The sequence below is a fragment of the Streptomyces sp. NPDC051243 genome (assembly GCF_044455405.1).
Taxonomy (GTDB): domain Bacteria; phylum Actinomycetota; class Actinomycetes; order Streptomycetales; family Streptomycetaceae; genus Streptomyces.
On record NZ_JBITES010000013.1, the window covers coordinates 193,343 to 214,304 of the forward strand.

Annotated in this window: 11 protein-coding genes and 2 pseudogenes; 11 read left to right on the forward strand and 2 right to left on the reverse strand. The window is 72.5% G+C overall.

Going from position 1 to position 20,962, the window contains the following annotated elements; translation table 11 throughout:
• Positions 1–423: 423 nt before the first annotated feature.
• The 9 genes and pseudogenes from ACIBAG_RS31475 to ACIBAG_RS31515 all read left to right on the forward strand — a co-directional run bounded on the left by ACIBAG_RS31475 (position 424) and on the right by ACIBAG_RS31515 (position 16,906).
• The gene (locus ACIBAG_RS31475) at positions 424–1,572 is read left to right on the forward strand and encodes a GNAT family N-acetyltransferase (protein WP_399109698.1); all 1,149 of its coding nucleotides are present in this window, start codon (positions 424–426) and stop codon (positions 1,570–1,572) included.
• On the forward strand, positions 1,569–2,543 hold the full coding sequence (locus ACIBAG_RS31480; RefSeq protein WP_399109700.1) for an ABC transporter ATP-binding protein: 975 nt from the start codon (positions 1,569–1,571) through the stop codon (positions 2,541–2,543). Before ACIBAG_RS31475 ends, ACIBAG_RS31480 begins: the two co-directional genes overlap by 4 nt.
• 20 nt (positions 2,544–2,563) lie before the next feature.
• A complete protein-coding gene (locus tag ACIBAG_RS31485; RefSeq protein ID WP_399109702.1) occupies positions 2,564–3,334 on the forward strand; it encodes an ABC transporter permease in 771 nt (256 codons plus the stop codon).
• Entirely contained in the window at positions 3,321–4,103 is a 783-nt protein-coding gene (locus ACIBAG_RS31490) for an ABC transporter permease (protein WP_399109703.1), read from the forward strand. The genes ACIBAG_RS31485 and ACIBAG_RS31490 overlap by 14 nt, the downstream gene beginning before the upstream one ends.
• A 111-nt stretch (positions 4,104–4,214) precedes the next feature.
• Positions 4,215–5,756, forward strand: a pseudogene (locus ACIBAG_RS31495) (amino acid adenylation domain-containing protein); the annotation flags it as partial.
• Between the two features lie 93 nt (positions 5,757–5,849).
• Positions 5,850–9,311 carry a condensation domain-containing protein gene (locus ACIBAG_RS31500; RefSeq protein WP_399109853.1) on the forward strand — a complete coding sequence of 1,154 codons (3,462 nt, stop codon included), beginning with the start codon at positions 5,850–5,852 and terminating at the stop codon, positions 9,309–9,311.
• A gap of 43 nt (positions 9,312–9,354) precedes the next feature.
• On the forward strand, positions 9,355–14,703 hold the full coding sequence (locus tag ACIBAG_RS31505; protein WP_399109705.1) for an SDR family oxidoreductase: 5,349 nt from the start codon (positions 9,355–9,357) through the stop codon (positions 14,701–14,703).
• On the forward strand, positions 14,700–16,151 hold the full coding sequence (locus ACIBAG_RS31510; RefSeq protein ID WP_399109707.1) for a condensation domain-containing protein: 1,452 nt from the start codon (positions 14,700–14,702) through the stop codon (positions 16,149–16,151). Before ACIBAG_RS31505 ends, ACIBAG_RS31510 begins: the two co-directional genes overlap by 4 nt.
• Positions 16,148–16,906 (forward strand): SDR family NAD(P)-dependent oxidoreductase, encoded by a 759-nt coding sequence (locus ACIBAG_RS31515; protein WP_399109708.1) that lies wholly within the window; start codon positions 16,148–16,150, stop codon positions 16,904–16,906. Before ACIBAG_RS31510 ends, ACIBAG_RS31515 begins: the two co-directional genes overlap by 4 nt.
• 263 nt (positions 16,907–17,169) lie before the next feature.
• On the opposite strand, the gene ACIBAG_RS31520 is transcribed toward ACIBAG_RS31515, so the two are convergent.
• Entirely contained in the window at positions 17,170–18,156 is a 987-nt protein-coding gene (locus ACIBAG_RS31520) for an NAD-dependent epimerase/dehydratase family protein (protein WP_399109710.1), read from the reverse strand.
• An 821-nt stretch (positions 18,157–18,977) separates the two neighbouring features.
• Between ACIBAG_RS31520 and ACIBAG_RS31525 the strand changes: the two genes are divergently transcribed.
• Positions 18,978–19,565 (forward strand): GNAT family N-acetyltransferase, encoded by a 588-nt coding sequence (locus tag ACIBAG_RS31525; RefSeq protein WP_399109712.1) that lies wholly within the window; start codon positions 18,978–18,980, stop codon positions 19,563–19,565.
• Positions 19,566–19,629: 64 nt separating this feature from the next.
• On the opposite strand, the pseudogene ACIBAG_RS31530 reads toward ACIBAG_RS31525, so the two are convergent.
• Positions 19,630–19,812 (reverse strand): annotated as a pseudogene (locus tag ACIBAG_RS31530) (IS630 family transposase); the annotation flags it as partial.
• A 237-nt stretch (positions 19,813–20,049) separates the two neighbouring features.
• On the opposite strand from ACIBAG_RS31530, the gene ACIBAG_RS31535 reads away from it, so the two are divergent.
• Positions 20,050–20,955, forward strand: a complete 906-nt coding sequence (locus ACIBAG_RS31535) for a hypothetical protein (RefSeq protein ID WP_399109713.1) — start codon at positions 20,050–20,052, stop codon at positions 20,953–20,955.
• The last annotated feature ends 7 nt before the right edge of the window (positions 20,956–20,962 follow it).

The following is a 20,962-nucleotide window of genomic DNA, read 5'->3' on the forward strand; positions in this document are numbered from 1 at the left end:
CTCGGGAAGGGAAAGTCTCAGAAGATCCTCGGTGAGCGCCGCGTAAACCACTGTATTGGTCGCAGGCGTGCGGTCGCCGTCGATGATTCCCCCCAGTCTTGAACCGTCCGGACACACGGGCTCCCCGGCCGTCATTCCTCGGCGAGTTAAGCATCCGTGCTCGGCTGAGGCAAGTAATTACCGTTCTGGCGATTGCCTGCGGAACTGTGCATTAACTGGCGCCGGACCGGCTGGCCTTTCGGGCAATTGGTACATGCAGGGTTGTGTGATCTGACTCACTGTCAGGCTGGTTGTCACTCGGTTAACATGCGTTCAGTCGGGGGACAGTTACTCCTCTTTCCTTGCTCGGGGTTTCCTTCCGGGGGTGGAATCCTCGACGGTTTCCTCAGTGATGAACCATGGCGAGTTGAAGGGGGATGCGCCTTGTCAGTCACGGTCAAGGTGCGTGCCGTGCCGTCCCTGGCGGACGTCGCGGCGGCGGAGTGGGACACCCTCGCCGTCTCCGGGGGGCTCTACACGTCGCACGCATGGCTCGGCTCGGTCGAGCGCGAGCCCGGTGCCGATGTCGAGTACCTCCTTGCCCGTCGGGGCGACCGGCTGGTCGGCGCCCTCCCGGTCTACGACGTGGACGTCGAGTACAACCCGTTCTACGCGCGCAGCCGCCATCTCGACCTGCTTGGTCTGGACGGCAGTTGGGCGCTGGCCGGTGCCCGGCGCGGCTACCGGTTCGAACTGCCCGCGGCCGCGGGAACGGACGCCGACGTGGACGCGCTGCTGGCGGCGGCGCGCAACGGGGCCGGCGCCCGGGGGGAACGCGGCCTGCTGTTCCCCTTCGTGACCACCCGCACCGCCCGGCTGCTGTGGGAGCGAGGCGCGGCCGTCGCCCTGGACGGCGCCGAGGCCGCGGTGGTGACCGAGGGCGCTTCCTTCGAGGGGTATCTGCAGAATCTCGGCAGTAAGCGGAGGATCGCCATCCGCCATGAGTTCTCCACCTTCCGCTCAGCCGAGTACGAGCTGGACGTGGAAAAACTTGAGGACTGCTACGAGGAGGCCGCGCCGCTACTGGGCCAGCTCCAGCGGAAATACGGCCATGAGGCGCGGGACGAAGGGATGCGGGAATATCTCGCCGGACAGGTCGAGATGCTCGGAAGATATTCAAGAGTTTTTACCGCGCGCCGCTCCGGTCGGCTGGTCGGTTTCTCGCTCATGTACGAATTCGGCGATGTGCTGTACGCGCGCGCGGTCGGCTTCGACTACACACAGACAGGCAAAGCCTTCGAGTACTACGCGCTGTGCTACTACCTGCCCATTGAATACATGCACCGGCAGGGCCTGAGAGCGCTCCACCTCGGCATGGAGACGTACCAGGCGAAGGTGGCCCGCGGCGCCGGCCTGAGCCCGCTGTGGTCGGTCGCGCTGCCGCTCGCCTCCGCGCCCCGCCCCGAGGTGCCCCCCGCGGACACCTCCGAATGGCTGCGCCGCTTCGGCCGACGCGCCCTGCCGGTGGACGAGTGGCAACAGCCGTGGACCTCCGACTGGGAGAGGTCCGCCGTGCGGGAGGGAGCGGGGTGAGCGAGCCGGCACTGCTCGTGGACGGCGTGGGCCGTGACTACGTCGACAAGAAGAAGGTGATCACCGCCCTGTCGGACGTCTCCTTCACCGTCGGCCGCGGCGAGATCGTGGGACTGCTGGGCGTCAACGGCGCAGGCAAGACCACCCTGTTGCGCATCGTCGCCACCCTGCTGACCGCGACCCGGGGCCGGGTCCTGGTGGAAGGCCTCGACGTGGCGGAGGACCCCAGAGCGGTCCGCGGCCGACTGGCTGTGGTCTTCGGCGGCGACCGCGGGCTCTACCCGAGGCTGTCCGCCCTCGACAACGCCGTCCTGTTCGGTTCCCTGTCGGGCCTGCCCGCCAAGTCCCTCCCCGCCACTGCCCGCGACGCGCTGGCGTCCGTGGGACTGCTCGACGTCGCCGAACGCTCCGTCGGCACCTTCAGCAAGGGCATGAAGCAGCGGCTGCACCTCGCGGTCGGCCTCATGGCCCGCCCGGCGCTGATGATGCTCGACGAACCCACCGTGGGCCTGGACCCGCTGGAGGCCGAACGACTGCGCTCGGTCGTGGCCAAGCTGCCCGACGAGGGCGTGGGCGTCCTGCTCACCAGCCACAACCTCCAGGACATCGAGCGGCTCGCCTCCCGAGTGGTGATCCTGCGCGGTGGGCGCGTCACCCATGACCTGCCGCTGACGGACCTGCTGGACCAGAGCGGCGGCGCCACCACGGTCGTGGTCCTGTCCGACCTGCCCCACCCGGCCGAGGCGGACGCCGCCGGCGGTCTCGGCATCCGGGTGCTCTCCAGCGAACGGGCGTCCGGCGAGGCGCTGTGGCGCACCGAGTTCGAGGTCGCCGAGTGGACGGCCGACTCGCTGCGGGAGCTGTCCCGGCTGTGGCCTGCCGGCGCCATCAAGGACGTACGCGTCCAGCCGGTCGGTCTTGAGCAGGTGTTCGGCCGCCTCGCCGGCCCGCGCTCGGGGACGGCCGGATGACGGCCCCCGGGAGCGGCTCCGTGCGCGCGCAGCTGTCGGTGCTCCGGCACACCATGGTCTTCCAGCTCCGACAGCAGCACATTCTCAGCGCCGTGATCCCCGGCTGCGTGGTCCCGGCGGCGCTGTGCCTGGCCACGCTGCTCGCCCGGGGTCCGGAGTCGCTGCTCACCGCCCGTCAGATCCAGCTGGGCTGCGGTGTGCTCGCGCTGTGGAGCTGCGCCATCTGGCAGACCGGCCTGATCCTGCGCGAGGAACTGGCGCACGGCACCCTGCCGGGCATCCTCACCCGGCGGGCCGGCCTCGGCGTGGTGCTGTTCGGCAAGACGATCGGCACCGCCCTGCGCTGCGCCCTGCTGATCGCCCTGACCATCGGCTGCGTCGGCCTGCTCATCGGCGAGCCACTGCGCATCGCCCACCCGGGCGCCTTCACGCTGGCCGCCTTCGCCACCTTCGGCTCGGCCCTGGTTCTGGGCTCGCTGCTCAGCTGCCTGTTCCTGCTGACGCCCGCCGCGATGCGCATCGCCGAGGCGCTGGTCTACCCGATGTCCCTGCTCGGCGGCATGATCGTGCCGCTCGAGCTGCTGCCCGGCTGGCTGCGCCACGTCCCCGACGTGATCTCGCTGCGCTGGGCGACCGAGCTGCTCACCGACGCCGCCGAGGGACGTGCACAGAGCATCGCGGCATGGGCCTGCCTGTGCGCCACCACCGGGGGCTACGCACTGCTGGCCCGCTGGGCGTTCCGCACGGTGCTCCACCGGGCGAGGGAGCGAGGCACCCTTGCGCTCTCCTGAACGCCTGCACGGGCTGACGGTCGTCGCCCGGGCGGCCCGGCGCGACTACCTCGCCGTGTACGGGGTGAAGACCCTCATCGCCTCCACACTGCCCCGTTGCGTGCTCCAGCCTCTGTTCCTCGCCTACCTCGGCTACCTCGCCGGCGGCCTGGAGGGGCGGCGGTTCGCGATCACCGGAGCCTGTGTGCACGTGCTGTCGCTCGCCACGGTCGTCAAGGCCGCCGACAGCATGACCGAGGACCAGGCCTTCGGCACCCTGGACCGGGTGCGCACGAGCAGACCCGGGCTCGCCCTGGTACAGCTCACCCGGTGCTGGATCTACCTCGTGGAGGCGGTGGCCTCGGCGCTGGTGGCGGTAGTCGGCGTGTGCGCCTACTTCGAGGAGTGGCGGCTGATGGGCGCGCTGCTCCAGGGTTCCGGGCTGTTCGTGCTGATCGCGCTGAGCGCGACCGCGTTCGGGCTGGCCGTCGCCGCCGTCGCGGCGCTGCACCCGGCGTCGGCCGTGCTGACCAACCTCGCGGTCTACGCCCTGCTCGTCCTGTGCGGCATCATCGCGCCGGTCGACCGGCTGGCCGAGCCCGTGCGGGCGGTGTCGCACCTGTTGCCCCTGACCCACGGCGCCGAGTCACTGCGCGCCCTGGCCGACGGGCGGCCCTGGGCGGCGCAGGCGGCCTTGGAGGCGCTGGTCGGCGTCGCCTGGCTGGCCGTAGGACTGTTGCTGCTGCGCCGCAACGACCGCCGGGCCCGTCGGCTCGCCATGGATGGCTGACCAGGTCGGCCGCCGCCAGGGCGAGCGTCACACCCCCAACTTCCCGCCACCCCCGGCCAGTCCGGACTTCCCCAGCTCTCCCACGCCCCAAGACACCGGAAGGGAACGCGCATGGACGGCACGACGGCCGAGGTCAAAGGTGCGATCCTGCGAGGGCCGCACCAGGACCGCCCGGCGCCGTTCGGCGTGCCCGGACTCGTCAGGAGCATCTCCACCGCCAGGCCGGACGCGGTCGCGCTGGCCGACGAGGCGGGGACGGTGACGTACGCCGAGCTGGAGACCGCCTCCGACGCGGTCGCCCGTCTCCTCACCGACGCAGGCGGGCGACCGGGCGACGTCGTGGCCGTCTGCGTACCACGCGGCCGTGCCCTGGTGTTCGCGCTGCTCGGCGCACTGAAGGCAGGCCTGCCCTACCTGCCGCTGGCCCCGGAGGACCCGCGCGAGCGGCGCCTGGACATCCTGCGCCGCTCCGGTGCGGTGCTCGCGATGGTCACCGACGCGACCGCGGACAGCCTGGTCGGCCACGACGCGGCCACCACCCGGGTGCTGCGGCTCGACGCGTTCCCCGCAGCCGGCGCCGTGGGCCCCGAGGAGTGGGCACCGCCGGCCCGCGTCGCCGACGACCACCCGGCCTATGTGCTGTTCACCTCCGGCTCCACCGGAGAGCCCAAGGGCGTCGTGGTGCCCTCGCTGGCCCTGTGCAACCGGCTGTCGTGGATGTGCGACGCCTACGGCTTCGGCCCCGCGGACCGCATCCTGCAGAAGACCCCCGCCACCTTCGACGTCTCCGGCTGGGAGCTGCTGGCGCCCCTCGTGTCCGGCGCGACCGAGGTGCTCATGCCCCCCGGCACGCACCGCGACCCCGGCGAGGTCGTGGACTGGGTGACCCGCCATGAGGTGACGGTGTGTCACTTCGTGCCGTCGATGCTGGAGGAGTTCCTGCGCTGGCCCGGCGCCGACCGGTGCGGCTCGCTGCGCGCGGTCGTGTGCAGCGGCGAGGCGCTGACCCCGGGGCAGGTACGGCGGTTCCGGGCCGTCCTCGACGCGGACCTGCACAACCTGTACGGGCCGACCGAGGCGGCGATCGACGTCACCGCCTGGGAGTGCCCGCGGGACGCCGACGACCTCGACACCGTCCTGATCGGCGGCCCCATCGACAACTGCACCCTGGTCGTCCTCGACGAGGACCTGCGGCCGGTGCCGGCCGGCGAGGCCGGTCAACTCGCCATCGGCGGCGTCCCGCTGGCCCTCGGCTATCTGAACCGGCCCGACCTGACCGAAGCGGCGTTCGTGCCGGCGCCCGAGTGGTGTCCGGTGCCCCGGCTGTACCTGACCGGCGACCTGGTACGGCGGCACGGCGACGCCCTGGAGTACCTGGGCCGCATCGACCACCAGGTGAAGATCCGCGGTCAGCGCGTGGAACTGCGCGAGACCGAGGACCTGCTACGTGACCTGGACGGGGTGCGGGACGCCGCCGTGGTCGCCGCGCCCGGCCCGGACGGTGTCCTGACCGTGTGCGCCTTCGTCGTCCCCGCGCGCGGAACCGAGCCGGACAAGGAGCTGTGGCGCGGGCTGCGGGACCGGGTGGCGGCAGCGCTGCCGGACGCGTTCGTCCCTGCCCTGTTCACCGCCACGGCGCGCATCCCGCTCACCAGCAGCGGCAAGCAGGACAACAAGGCGCTGCGGGCGCTGGCCGAGGAGCGGCTGGCCGCCTCGGCCCCGGTCGCCGAGCGGCCGGCCGACGACCTGCTCGGCTGCTGGGCGGAGGCCGTCGGCGCCGTCCCCGACGACGAGCGCCTCGGCTTCCTCGACGCGGGCGGGCACAGTCTGGCCGCGGCACGCCTCGCCGGGCGGATCCTCGGCCGGTGGGGGGTGCGGCTGCCGCTGTCGGTGTTCCTGCGGGACAACATCTCGCTGGCCGACCTGCGGGCCCGCCTGCCCGAGACGGCACCGCGGCCCGCCCCACCCGCCCCGCGGCAGTCGGGCGGCTGCGGCCCGGCCTCCCCCGAGCAGCGGCGGCTGTGGCTGTGGCAACAGGTCTTTCCCGACCTGCCCGCCTACAACGTGGTGGGCGTTCTCGACGTGCGCGGCGCACTGGACGCCCACGCCCTGCGCGCCGCCTGCACCGACCTGATCGCCCGTCACGAATCCCTGCGCACGGTGCTCGAGCGGGGGCCCGGTGGCGAGCTGCGGCGGCGTGTCCTCGCGCCGGCGGCCGGGAACGAGCCGTTCACCGAACGCACGGTCGACGCGGTGACCGAGGAGGCGGTACGGGACTTCGTCGCTCAGACCGCGGACGTGCCGTTCCCGTCCGACCGGCTGCCCCGGCTGGCGGTGGGCCTGCTGCGGGACAGCGCGGGCACCCGGTCCCGGCTGGTGATGAGCGTCGACCACCTCGTCTGCGACCAGCACTCCCTGGACCTGCTCCAGCGCGACCTCGCCGAGCTGTACGCCGCGCGGTGCGGCGCCCGCGCCGCGCGGCTGCCGGACGCCGTCCAGTTCGGCGCCGTGACGGCACCGGCAGCCGAGGAGGACCGCGCCGCCGACCTCGCCTTCTGGCGCACCTGGCTGGACGGCGTACCGCAGCGGCTGGACCTGCCGCACGCCCGGCCGCGCCCCGGGCTGCCCGACCACCGTGGTGCGGACGCGCTGGCCGACTTGGACGCGGACACCAGCCGTCTGCTCGACCGGGTCTGCCGGGCCGAGCGGGTCACCGTCGCCAGCCTCGCCCTCGGCGCCTACGCCCGTGCCCTCACGGCCTGGACGGGCCAGCGCAGTGTGCTCGTGGGCGTACCGATGTCCGGACGCGAGACGGAGGAACAGCACGAAGCCGTCGGCTTCTTCATGCGTACCGTCCCCGTCCGCATCGACGTCCCCGAGGGTGCCGGGACACGTGCGCTGCTGCGGCCGGTGGCGGGGGCGGTGCTCACCGCGGCGGAGCACATGGCGGTGACCTTCGACGAGATCGTGGCGGAGGTCGGCGCGGACCGGTCCTCGCACGGCAACCCGCTGTTCCAGGCCTGGTTCAACGACCTGACGCAGGCCACCGCGCCGGCCTCCTTCGGCGGCCACGCGACGGTCCCCGAGGAGCCGCGGACCCGCTGGTCCCTGTTCGACGTCGGCCTGTACCTGTCCCGCCGCCCCGACGGCGGCTACCGCCTGCGCCTGGTCCACGCCACGGACATCTGGGACACCGGGACGGCCCAGGACTTCCTGGAGGCATGCCGGGAAGCGCTGTTGTCGGTGCTCACAGACCCCCCGGAGCGTACGGACCACCCGGAGCGTACGGACCACCCGGCACTCACCGACCACCCGGACCGCGCGGCGACGTCCGCCCTCGCGCCTGCCCCCGACCCCACCCGCACCTGTGCCGACCTGGTCCGCGCCGTACTCGCTCAGGCCGAGCGGGAGCCGGACCGCCCCGCCCTCGTCGGCGGCCTCGGCACGGTCACGTACGGGGAACTCGCCGACCGGGTCCGTCGGGTCAGCGCGCTGGTGCGGGAGCGGGCCGAGCCGGACCGCCCCGTCGCGGTCCTGGCCCGCCGTAGCGCGGGGCTGGCCGCGGCGCTGCTCGGCGTCTGGCACGCCGGTCGGCCGGTGCTGCTCGTCGACGCCGAGGCACCCGCGCCGTGGCGTCGGGACGTGCTCGCCGAGGCCGGTGCCACCCTGGCGCTGGGCACCGGACCGGAGACCATGCCGGGAGTGCCGTACGAGAATGTCGAGCCGTCGGCGCTGAGCGGGCGTGAACCCGACGAGCGGCAGACGCAGTTCGCCCCGGACGCACCCGGACATCTGATCGTCACCTCCGGGACCTCCGGGCGGCCGGCGCTCGTGGTGCTGCCCGCCGACGCGCTCCCCGAGCCGCTGGCCTGGTACGCCGGCGAGCTGGGCCTGGGCGCCGACGACGTCTTCTGTCTCACCACGCCGCCCGCCCACGACCCGGTACTGCGGACCCTGCTGCTGCCGCTGACCCTCGGTGCCCGGGTGTGCCTGCCCGGTCCCGGCGAGATCGAACGGCCGGACGCCCACCTGCGGTTGCTGGCGCGCAGCGCGGCCACCGTGCTGCACCTGACACCCTCGCAGGCGGGCATCCTCACCGCCGTGCGGGCCGACCTGGTGCTGCCCTCGGTGCGGGCCGTGGTGTTCCACGGTGAGCCGCTGCACGACGCGCGCGCCGAGGAGACCGCACAACTCGCCCCCGCAGCCGCCCTGTTCAACCTCTACGGCACCACCGAGACCCCGCAGGCCAGCAGCCTGCACCGATGGGAGCCGACGGGAGGCGCCGTGCCCATCGGCAGCGGTACCCCGTACCGCCGCCTGGAGGTCGTCGACGCACATGGCCGTATCGCGCTCACCGGTGAGACCGGTGAACTCGTCGTCGTCGGCCGGGGACTGACCCTCGGCTACCTCAACGCCCCCGGACGGCAGGGGAGCACGGCCGTCGCCGACGGCGTCCGCCGCTACCCCACCGGGGACCTCGCCCGCCGCGACCGGCACGGCGCGGTGACCCTCGTGGGCCGCGCCGACCGGCAGGTCTCCCTCGGCGGCCACCGGATCGAACTGGACGAGGTGGAAGCCGCCGTGGCCCGGCTCCGCGGCGTCGACAGCTGCGCCGTCGCCGCCGACCCGGACAACCCCGGCAGCCTGCTCGCCTGGGTTGCCGGAACCGGGCTCGGCGGCACGGAGGACCTCGCCGCCGAACTCGCCCGGACCGTGCCACGCTGGCAGCAGCCGGCGCACTGGATCCGGCTGCCGGAACTACCGCTGAATCGCAACGGCAAGGCCGACGTCCCGACACTGCTGAAGCAGTTGCGGGACCGGCGCGGCGAGCGTTCCACGGGCGCTGACGGCCGCCCGGCGGCCGGGGACCTCGCCCGGCTGATCACCGACCGGGCCCGGGAGCTGTGCCGCCCGGACGCCGAACTCACCCCCGACACCGTCTTCTTCGACGCGGGCATGGTGTCGATGAGCCTGCTGCAGCTGTACCACCGGCTGGTCTCGGCGGACGGACTGGAGCTGACCGTGGCGGACGTCTTCCGCTTCCCCACGCCCCGAGCGCTCGCGACCCACCTGGGCGCGGACGCCACCGCCGCCCTGCCCGTCCCCGCTCCGCGCCGCGCAGGGACCCCGCTCTCGGCGGCCGGCGAGCGCGATGCCCGCCGCGCGGTCCGCACCGCCCTGCGCCGCCGGCAGCAGGACCGGCGCTGACCACATGCAACCCCCCATCCCACAGCAAGAAAGGCACCGGATAGTGAGCAGTGACGCCATCGCGGTCATCGGACTGTCCGTGCGGGTACCCGACGCGGCCGACGCCGACGAGTTCTGGCGCAACCTCCTGGCGGGGCGCAACAGCATCCACCGGCTCAGCGACGAGCAACTGCTGGCCGCGGGCGAGGACCCGGAGCTGCTCAAGGACCCGCACTACATACCCGCCAGACCGCTCCTGGACGACGTGGGCGGATTCGACAACACCTTCTTCGGCATCTCGCCGCGCGAGAGCGAGCTGCGCAACCCGCAGCACCGCCTCTTCCTCGAACTGTGCTCCACCGCCCTCCAGCACGCCGGCTACGAACCCTCCCGCTACGAGGGCGGGATCGGCGTCTACGGCGGCTGCGCCAGCGACACTTACGTCGACGACCACATCCGCGCCGACCCCGAACTCCTCGCCCAGGTCGGCGACATGGTCGCGCTCGTCTCCAACAACATCGACTATCTGGCCACCTATACCTCCTACCGGCTCGGCCTGAACGGCCCCAGCCTGAACGTCCGTACCGCCTGCTCCACCTCGCTGGTCGCCACCCACCTGGCCTGCCAGGCCCTGCGGCTCGGCGACTGCGACATCGCGCTGGCGGGCGGCGTGGAGATCGAGACCCCGTACGGGCGCGGCTACCGCCATGTGGCCGGTGGCATCGACTCCGCCGACGGGTACTGCCGGCCGCTCGACTCCGAGGCGAGCGGCACGGTCTTCGGCAGCGGCGGCGGCGTGGTGGTCCTCAAGCGGCTCGCCGACGCGATCGCCGACGGCGACCCGGTCTACGCCGTGATCAAGGGCTCCGCGATCAACAACGACGGCGCCGAGCGCCCCGGGTTCACCGCACCCAGCTCCGAGGGACAGAGCCGCGCCATCGCCGAGGCCCTGGCCGTCGCCGACGTGGACCCGGACACCGTGTCGTACGTGGAACTGCACGGCACCGGAACCCAGATGGGCGACCCGGTCGAGATCGACGGCCTGCACCAGGCCATGCTCGCGGTCGCCTCCGGCGAGCTGCGGCCCGGTGCCTGCGCGATCGGCTCGGTGAAGTCGAACCTGGGCCACCTCGGCCCGGCCTCCGGCATCGTCGGCATGATCAAGACGGTGCTGGCACTGCACCACGAGAGCATCCCGCCCACCATCAACGTCCGTACCCCCAACCCCCAGCTGCGACTGGAGCAGACCCCCTTCCGGGTGGCGGACGCGGTGCTGCCCTGGCCGCGCACGGCCGGCGCGCCGCGCCGCGCGGGCGTGAGCTCCTTCGGCTTCGGCGGCACCAACGCCCATGTCGTCCTGGAGGAAGCGCCGGACCCGGTGCCCGCGCCGGCCCGCCCGGAGCGCACCGAACTGCTGGTGTGGAGCGGCACCGACCAGGAGGCCGAGGGCCAGGTACGTGCCCGGCTGGCGGAGTTCCTGGGCGCGCTGCCCGACGAGGCCGCGGCGGACGTGGCGTTCACCTCGCAGACGGGGCGCCGGGCGCTGCCCGCGCGGGCGGCCCTGACCTTCAGCCGGCCCGCCGAGGCTGCCCGGCTCCTCGCCGACCCGGGCGCGGCACCGACCGCGCTGTCCGACGGTACGCGCCGGCGCCTGGTGTTCGCTCTGCCCGGGCAGGGCTCGCAGCATCCGCGGGCCGCGGTGGGCCTCGCCGCCCAGCTGCCCGAATTCGACTCCCGGGTGCGCGAGTGCCTCTCGCTGTTCTCCGACGCCCTCGAAATCGACATGCTGAAGGTGTGGCAGGAGGAGAGCGACCCCGAGGCCGTGGCCCGCACCGTGCACGCCCAGCCGCTGCTGTTCTGCGTCGAGTACGCCCTCGCCCGCACCCTCGGGGCGGCCGGTCTGCAGCCCGCCGCGCTGATCGGGCACAGCGTGGGCGAGGTGGTCGCCGCCACCCTGGCCGGCGTCATGCCGCTCGCCGACGCCGTGCGGTTCGTCGCCCGCCGGGCGGAGCTGATGCAGAGCATGCCGCCCGGCCGGATGCTCGCCGTGGCCGCCCCCGAGGACCTGGTGCGCGAACTCCTCGTCCCCGAGGTCGCGGTCTCCGCGGTCAACGGCCCCCGGCAAGTGGTGGTCGGCGGCCCGGCCGAAGCGGTCGAGGCGTTGCGGGAGGTCCTGGCCGGGCGCGGCGTACAGGGCAGGCTGCTGTCCACCTCGCACGCCTTCCATACGCCGATGATGGCGCCGGCGGTGGCGGAACTGACCGGCCTGCTGGCGGGTTGCACGTTGCGCGTCCCCGAGATCCCGGTGATCTCCGCCGCCACCGGACGCCCGCTCGACCCGGCGCAGGCCACCTCGCCCCGCTTCTGGGCCGAACAGCTCGTTGAGCCCGTGCTGTTCGGGCACGCCCTGGACACGCTGGCCGGACAGGAGCCGGCCAGGATCCTCGAAGTGGGTCCCGGACAGGCCCTGAGCAGCCTGATCCGTCGCCACCCGGGAATGCGCGACGCCGGTCACCGGGCCGTCGGCTGCCTGCCCAGGGCAGGCGAGCCGGCCGGCGCCGAGGCCGACTGGCCCACGCTGCTGGCGGCGCTGGCCCACGCCTGGTGCGACGGGGCCGACGTGGACTGGGAAGCCCTGCCGCGCCCGCAGGGCACCCACCGGGTGGCGCTGCCGACGTATCCGTACCGGCGCCGGGAGTTCTGGCTGCCGTACGCCGCGGGCAAGCGGCGCCCGGCGCCCGCCGCCGAGCTTCCGGCGCCGCGGCGGGACGAGACGCCGGCCGCGCCCGTCGCTCTCCCGGAGCGTCCCGTGCTCGCACTGCCCGGCTGGCGCCCGGACCGGCACGCTCCGGCCGCCGATCGCCGCACGCCCGGCAGCCGGGGGCACGCGGTCGTGCTGACCCCGGCCGACCCGATCGCCGCCCGGGAGCTGGTGACCGCTGTCCAGCTGGCCGGCTACCGGGCCGTGCCGGTCACCGAGGGCGACGCGTACGAGGCCGCCGGCTACCGCGGCACCGTGCGGCGCGGGCACCCCGAGGACCTCGCCGCCTACCTGGGCCACCTGGCCGAACTGACCGTCGACGTACGCCTGCTGGTGCACGGCCGGGCCTGTGCGACACCGGCGGACGGCGCGGCGGACGCGCCCGAGGCGCTGGACGAGGCGCTGTGGTCGGTCGTCGAACTGTTCCAGGCCGCCGCCCGGCAGCGGGACGCGGACCGGCGCCAGCTGCCCCTCACCGTGGTGACCCGGTCCGCGGTCGACGTCACCGGCGCCGAACGGCTGAGCCCCGCCCGCGCCGCCGCGTGCGCCCTCGTGCGGTCCGCGGCCCTGGAGTCGGGCGCCGGACAGGTCCGGCTGATCGACGTCGGCGATGTGCCGCCCGCGGTCCTCGCCGCTGAGCTCACCGGCAGCTCCGACCCGGCCGTGGCACTGCGCGGCAGCCGCCGCTGGCTGCCGGACCGCACGGAGTACGAGACCACCGGAGCGGTCGGCACCCTGCTGGAGGAGCGCGGCGTCTACGTCGTCACCGGCGGACTGGGCGCCATCGGCCTTGCGGTGGCTCAGGCGCTGGCCCACACCGGGCTGCACCCGCGCCTGGCCCTCATGGGGCGCCGGGCGGACCGGCCCGAGGAGCGCGAGCGGATCGCCCCGATGGTCGCCGCCATGGAGGCGGCCGGCGCCGAGGTCACGCTGCACGCGGCCGACGTCTCGGACGCGCGGGCCGTACGCGGCGTCTTCGACGAGCTGCTCTCCCGGTACGGCGCCGTGCACGGCGTGCTGCACACCGCCGGCGTCGCCGGGGGCGGGCTGCTGCGCACCCGGTCCCGAGCGGACATGGAGACGGTGCTGAGCGCCAAGGTGACCGGCACGCTGGTGCTGCGGGAGGTCGTCGCCCGAACGCCCGGCGTCCGGTTCCTGACGCTCTTCTCCAGCCGGGCCGCCCTCAACGGGCTTCTCGGCAGTGCCGACTACGCGGCGGCGAACGCCTTCATGGACGCGGTCGCCCACAGCGCACTCCCCGGTGCCCCGGTCACCGTCAGCGTCAACTGGCCGACCTGGCACGAGGTCGGGATGGCCGGCGGCGCACCGGAGCGCCCGGCGGAGCCCGAGCGGGAGGACGCCCGCTGGACGACCCTCGTCGCACCCGATGACTGGATCGTGGCCGAACACCGCCTCCAAGGCCGGGCCCTGCTGCCCGGAGCCGCCTACTTCGACCTCCTGGTGCGGGCCGTGCGGGACGCGGGCGGCGCGGACGACCTCGACCCGGTGGTCATCGAGGACCTGATGCTCTCTGAGCCCCTGTTCGTGGCGGAGCCGACGGAGGTGACCGTCGCCTTGACGCGGACGGCCGAGGGCTCCTGGAGCGCGACAGTGCGGGCCGCCGCGGGCGGGGGACGTCCGACCGTGCACGCTCGTGCACGGGTCCGCGTCGACCGCTCGCTGGCCGCCGACCGCCCGAACGCCGACCTGACGGTGCTGAGCCGGGGCTGGCCGGCGGTCGCCCCCGGGGCACCGCAGGGTTCGAGTACGGACTTCACCTTCGGGGAGCGGTTCGGCTGCGTCCGTGCGGCGTACCGGGAGGACGACGTGACGGTGGGTCGGCTCGAGCTGGCCGCGGAGCACCTCGCCGACCTCGACACGCATCCGGTCCACCCGGTCCTGCTCGACCGCTCGCTGGCGCTGAACCTGCCCGCCGGTGACTTCGTGCCGTTCACCTGCCGCAGGGCGGTGGTGTACGGGGAGGTCGCCGGGCAGCTGATGGTCCGCATGGTGCGTCGTCCGGAGCGGGCCGGCCGCTCGACCGTGGACGCCGAGCTCTACGACGACCTGGGCCGGGCCGTGGTCACGGTCAGCGGCTACACCAAGATCGCCCTGACGGGGGAGCAGCCGGCGCCGCCCCGCAGCGAGCCCCCGGTCCGCGAGGAGCCGGTGGCGATCGGCCTGACCTCGGGCATCACGCTGGACGAAGGCATCGACATGCTGATGCGCCTGCTGACCGAGCACGTTCCCGCACAGGTGGCGGTGGTCCCGGCGCAGGAGTGGACACCCGTCGAGGCATCCGTCACCGCGGCGCCGACAGCGGCGCAGCAGACTCCGCCGGCGCTTGCCCCGGTGGCGCTTGCCCCGGCCCGGGACGACGCCGGGCAGGAGCCGCCCCAGGCGCCCGAACCCGCGGACGACGCCCTGACCGAGGTGGTGCGGCTGCTCGGAGAGACCCTCGGGCTCGACGAGATCAAGCCCGACGACGACTTCTTCGGCGTGGGTGGCGACTCCCTCACCGCGGTCCAACTGGTGTCTCGGCTCCAGGACCGGTTCGGGGTGCCCATGAGCGTTGCCGATCTCTTCGACGCCCCCACCCCGGGGGCGCTCGCCGAGGTTGTCGCGGCGCGGCAGAAGGGGGCGGGAGCATGAGTACGGCGTACCACGACAGCGGGCGCACGGCGGGCGCCGGGTCGGCCTGGCGGGCCTCGATCGGCCAGGAGCGGCACTGGGCGTACCAGGCCCGGTTCCCGGAGTCGGCCTCGTTCAACGTGCCGATCGCGGTGCTGCTGCGCGGTCCGGTGGACCTCGGCGTCCTGGAAAGGGCGCTGCGCGAGGTGGCCGCGCGGCACGAGTCGCTGCGGGCCTCCTTCGGGGAGGCGGCCGGGCGGCTCACCGCCCGGCTGCACGACCCAGGGGACGTGCCGGTGTTCCGGCACGACTTGCGGAGCCTGCCGGAGGACGAGCGGATCGGGCGCCTGCGGCAGATCGGCTCGACGGAAGCGGCACGCCCCTTCGACCTGCGGGCGGAGACCACCACCCGGGCCCACCTGGTGAGTCTGGCGGCGGACGAGACCGTGGTGATCGTGAACTTCCATCACATCGCCTTCGACGGCTGGTCCTCCCCGGTCTTCTTCGACGATCTGCAGGAGCGGTACGGCGCCCTCCTTGCCGGTGCGCCCGCCCGGCCCGCCCCCGCCCACCGGTACGTCGACTTCGCGGTCTGGCAGCGCCGGCGCATCGAACGCGGCCGGCACGATGACCAGCTCGAGCACTGGCGGCAACGGCTGGCGGACCCGCCCGGGCCGCTGCCGTGGCCCGAGCTGGGACGGGATCCCCAGGCGCCCTGGTGGGGCGGCGACATGGCCTGGCTCGGGCTGCCGCAGAGCCTGATCCACAACGCCCAGCAGGTCGCGCGCGCCTGCGGCACCTCCTTCTTCGTGCTGGGGCTCGCCGTCTACCAACTGGCCCTGCAGCGGCTGACCGGATGCGACCACCTGGCCGTCGGCACGCCCTTCGCGGGGCGCACCGACCCACGGTGGCGGGACGTGGTCGGGTTCTTCGTGAACACCTTGGTGATGCCTTACGTGTTCCGGCCCGAGGTGCCGGTGGGCCGGCTGGTGGAGGACACCCACCGCCTGGTCATGGCGGCCCACGACAACCAGGACATTCCCTACGGCGTCCTGCTCGACGCGCTGGCGCCCCCCGTGGAGCCGGAGCGCACGCCGTACTTCCAGACGATGTTCATCCTGCAGAACACCCCGGCGCCCACACGGAGTCTGGCCACCGCGACGCTCGCCACCAACAAGCTGGTGACCGGTTCGGCGCGCTACGACATCACGTTCTCGCTGGGGTGGCGGCGCGGGGAACTGTGCCTCGAACTGGAGAACAGGCCGCGCCTCGTGGGACAGGGCGTGTCGATCGACCTGGCGAGGACGTTCTTCGGGCTGCTGGCGGCGGCGACCGCGGATCTCACCACGCCGATCGGCAAGCTGGAGCCGCTGCCCGTGCCCCTGTCGGTCCACCGCCGGGGAGACCTGGAGCCGGGAACGGACGGCCTGTTCCACGGCATCATCGGGGACTGGAGAGAACCGGCGTGAGCGCGGATTTCGCGGGCCGCGTCGTCCTGGTCACCGGCGGCGGCTCGGGAATCGGCCGTGCCACGGCGTCGGCATTCGCGCACCGGAGCGCGGCCGTGGTGGTGGCCGGGCGCAATGCCGACAACCTCGACCGGGCTGTGGCCGCGATCCGTGCGGACGGCGGCGAGGCCACCGCCGTGCCCTGCGATGTGCGGTCCGAGGGCGATGTGACTCGCCTCGTCGCAAGGACCGTGTCCGTCTACGGCGCGCTGGACATCGCCTTCAACAACGCCGGCGTCTCGCTGGTGGGTTCTCTCGCCGACTTGTCGATCGCGGAGTGGGACGAGGTCATCGCGACCAACCTCACCGGCACGTTCCTGCTGATGAAGCACGAGATCAACCAGATGCGGCGGACCGGCGGGGGCGTCATCGTCAACAACGCATCGAACGCAGCGCATATGACGGTCCCGCAACTCGCCGCCTACTCCGCGTCCAAGGCCGCCGTCCTGTCGCTCACCCGGGCCGTGGCGCGGGAGTTCCTCGCCGAGGGCATCCGGATCAACGCGATCTCTCCCGGCCCGGTGGACACCCCCATATGGGCGTCCCGGCCAGGCGAGAGCCAGGATGACCGACGGCGGCGGATGGCCGCGGAGAGCCCCGCCGGAATGGTGGGGTCCGCCGAGGAGATCGCCCGGATGGTGTTATGGCTCGCCTCACCCGACGCCCGCTATGTGGCGGGACACGACCTGGTGGTGGACGGCGCGATGAGCTCCTGAACGGAACGGTGCGGCCTGCCTGCCAGCCCTTGAACACCGTTTCCTTTGGTGCCTGTCGGCCGTCGGTGCCTGTCGGCCGTCAGCGTTGTCTTGTCATTGCGGTGCGAGAGCCTCCGGGCATGAGTGACGACTTGGCCGCCCGGCGGGGCGAGCGATGATCACGCGCTGGCCGTAATGCTTCTCGGCCGGGCCCACCACTGGATCGGGAGGTCAGAACGGAAGGCGCCTGTAGCACTCGAGTGTGCGAAACCGGTCCAGCGCCGTCAGCCGAGGGCGTCGAGCAACTCGCGCTCGCGCTGCGCGCTGAGGCCTGCGCGCCTTTCCCGGTCCAGCCCCTGCTCGCGTTCCCAGCGCAGCGTGTCGGCCAGCATCTCCGCCGGGGGCCGGTGACGCAGCCCCGCGGCGAGCGCCGCGGACCCGTCCCGGGCCGACCACCCTTCCCAGCCCGGCTCGACCAGCCACATCGCCAGCGATTCGGGCCCCATGTACTGGGCCACGCCGTTGGCGAGCAGCCACGCCGATTCGGCGGTGACCACCGGACCGGTGTGCCCGCCGACGGCGCGGCACAGCTCGATCCACTCGTCGAACGGGACGACCGGACCGACAGCGTTGTACGTGCCGGTGGTTCCCGTCTCCGCGGTGTCGAGCAGCCAGGAGGTGAGGTCCCGCGCGTCGACCACCTGGGTGGGCATGGCCGGTGTGTCGGGGACCAGCATCGGCCCTCGCGGATCGCGTGCGGCGCGGGCGACCCAGTAGCCGGAGCGCCCGCTGTGATCGCCCGGGCCGCCGATGAGCCCGGCTCGTGCGATCAGGAGGCGGTCGCCCACAGCGGCCGTCGACGCCTTCTCGCAGGCGACCTTCGCCTCGCCGTACAACTCGCGGTCGACCTCGCTCCGGTCGGTCGGGGGGAGCAGGGCCGCGGACTCGTCTGCCCCCAGCGTGGCGTGAGAGGCGTAGGCGTTGCCGGAGGAGACATACACCCAGTGCCCCGCCTTGCTGCCCAGCACGTCGAGCGCTCCACGAACGAAGCCAGGCTGCCATGACACCTCGACGACCGCGTCCCATACCCGGTCGAGCAAGGGCTCGTACGCCGACGGATCGCGCCGGTCAGCGGCGACCAGTGTCGCTCCGTCCGCGACCTCTCCGCTCTCACCACGCGCGAGGCAGGTCACCCGATGGCCGCGTTCGATCGCCTGCCGCGACAACTCCCGAGCCACCCATGCCGTTCCGCCCAGAACCAGGATCTCCATACCGACACACAAGCACCGGGATCACCGCCCGGCCAGGTGGATTCGCTGACAGCAGATGGTCTGCCGTCACCTCGATCTCACCCTCGGGCAATCCCATCCGTAGCCTGTAGATTCGCTGAAGCGCGGGAGCCCTTCCATCAGGCGAGCATCGTGAACCTTTCCGACTTGGGTGAACTTGCGTGTGTGGCTGCCAGGTTCTCGTCGCCTCAGGGAACACGGGACGTCCATCTCGGTGACGACTCGGCGGTACACGGCATCACGCGCGGCGTGATTCCTGGATGGGGGGTGCGATGGAGGGCGGCACGCAGGGGAGACTGGGCGGCGGCAGTTGGGGGCTGGGATCCTGTCGGTGGACGTCATCTACCGAGACCGCGAGAGGGATCGCCACTACCTGACCGTAGCTCCCGAGTATCTACCCGAAGGGGCGCTCGGCGGTCGTTGAGGTTGTTCACGATTCCCGGAATCTCCAGAGGGCGACGCCGGCGGGCGAGTTTGAGCGGCCGGTCAATCCGACCGGTGCTCGCGCCGGAGGTGCAACCGACGCACGGCTCCCTTCCAGGGAGGGGGCCAATTCAAGTCGTGGCCGGCGCTCTACAGTCGAAGGCTCCCACCCAAGCCCCCCCCCGGGCGGAAGCCTGCCGCACGCCCCGTGATCACCACCTGCGATGGACGGAACCGAACGAAAGGTGATGCGGGGCGTGACGGAATGTACTGCCTGCCACAAGCGTGTCCAGGGCTCTGACCGCATGCGTTCGCCGGGTTGGTGATCGGGCTCCGGACATCGACTTCTGTCCGATGGCGGGCTGTGGCACGATGCCGCGATGATCACCTCAGCCATACCGCCCGTCGTTCCCGCAGGCCAGATGGCCAAGCAGGAGCAACCGGTGCTCGCCCTTCCCAGCGGTCTGGAGCTGCGCCCCTGGCGCGCCAGCGACGCCGACACCTTGGTAACTGCTGGCCAGGATCCGGCAATTCGCCAGTGGAACCTACTGGTCGTGGCGTCGCTTGAGGAAGCAGGCAAGCGTATCGAGCGCATGCACGAGCGCTGGCAGAACGAGCAGAGCGCGATTTGGGCCATCGCCCACCCCGATGGCGGCCAGGCCATGGGCTTGATCGGCTTGGGTGACATCGATCTCGCTGGTGGCAGCGCCGAGATCCTGTACTGGGTCCTGCCCTCAGGCCGCGGCCGCGGCGTCATGGTCGAGGCCACGCAGCGTCTCAGCCAATGGGCTTTTGACGACCTTGGACTGCACCGGCTCCGGCTGTGCCACTCGATGGCCAACCCGGCATCGTGCCGGGTAGCGACCAAGGCCGGCTTCTCCGTCGAAGGCACGATGCGCAGCGCGCTGCTGCATGAAGACGGGTGGCACGACCAGCATTTGCACGCCCTGGTCCAGGGCGACATCTGACTGTTCCGGGTCATCAGGCCACCGCCTGAAGTGGGCGTCCGCCCCAGCGGATGCCTCCCTCGCTTCAGATAGCGGCGCGTTCCTTGCATTGGACGGCGAGTATGTCCGGGTGGCGGGCATTGGCGTTGCGCCAGCGCAGGTAGGCGTGCAGGGCACAGGTCTGCGCGGGGTGGCAGGGGTGGTGGGAGTTGGCCAGGGAGAACTGCAGCAGCGGGCTGAACAGGGCCTCGATCGGGTCGGCCCATGAAGGCCTGCTTCTGATTTCGTGTGCCCGACGGGGCACTTCGTCCGCCCGGTCGAAGGGGGCTCGTAGCCGAACTCCCGGGTGATGCGTCCGAACGGTACCTGAGCGGGCTCGGGTTCGTCGGGGCCGCCGAACCTATTGGCCAGACTGAACCTCGTACGAGCGGCAGACGGCCGTGGCCAACGCCGAAGCGGTGGGACACTACGCCGGAAGAGGACCATGGTGCGAGAGGGGGCACGCATGGCAAACCACGGCCGGACGCCTGAACCCGGCGACACCGGACAGAGGACGCCTGAACCCGGGCACACCGGACAGGGGACGCCTGAACCCGGGGACACCGGGCAGGGGGAGAGGAGACGGCGACGTGAATTATGGCTGTCGCTGCCGGGACTGATCGTCACGACGGTGGTGGTGGGGATCGTCTCGTGGGGCGTCACGCGCCTCACTGACGGGGCAGAGAAACTGACGCAGGACGACGCGCCGCTCGCCATGGTCTCCGTTGAGACGAATCCAGCGAGGGTCGGCGCGTTCGATGACACGAGCGTGCACGGCGTACTCCCCAAGGGCGCGACGCCGACCACGGGACCAGGAGACGGGTGCACCGGCTTCCATGACTGGCTGCTGAAGAACGGCGGGACCGACGCGGGCGAGAGCAGACTCCAAGTGACGGTCCAGGGCAATGCACAGCGCCAGGCGCAGATCACCAATCTTCGGGTGGTCGTCGTTTCCCGGGAGAAGCCGGCATCTCACGTCGGCGTCGGTTGCCCCTCGGCCGGCTCGGCCAATCTCCGCTTCATCACCATCGACCTGGACAGCCCACGACCCCGGGCCGAGTACGACTCCGAGGACGGCGCGCCGTTCGGCTTCACGGTCGAGCCCGGCGAAATCGAGACATTCTTGATCACGGCGACGGCCAAAGAGGCAGTTTACAACTGGTACCTGGAACTCGACCTCGTATCGGGGGACGAGCGGGTGCATATGCGGGTCGATGACGACGGCAAGAACTTCCAGACATCCCCCAAAGCTCGGACACCGGCCTGGGACTGGGACGGGAAGAGCAAGTGGGTACATGCCGAGTCGGGCCGACAGCGCGCGGTCGGTGACCCCCTCGTCCCACCAGGTCAGGCCGGGGAGGACACGCCGTGAGGAGTGT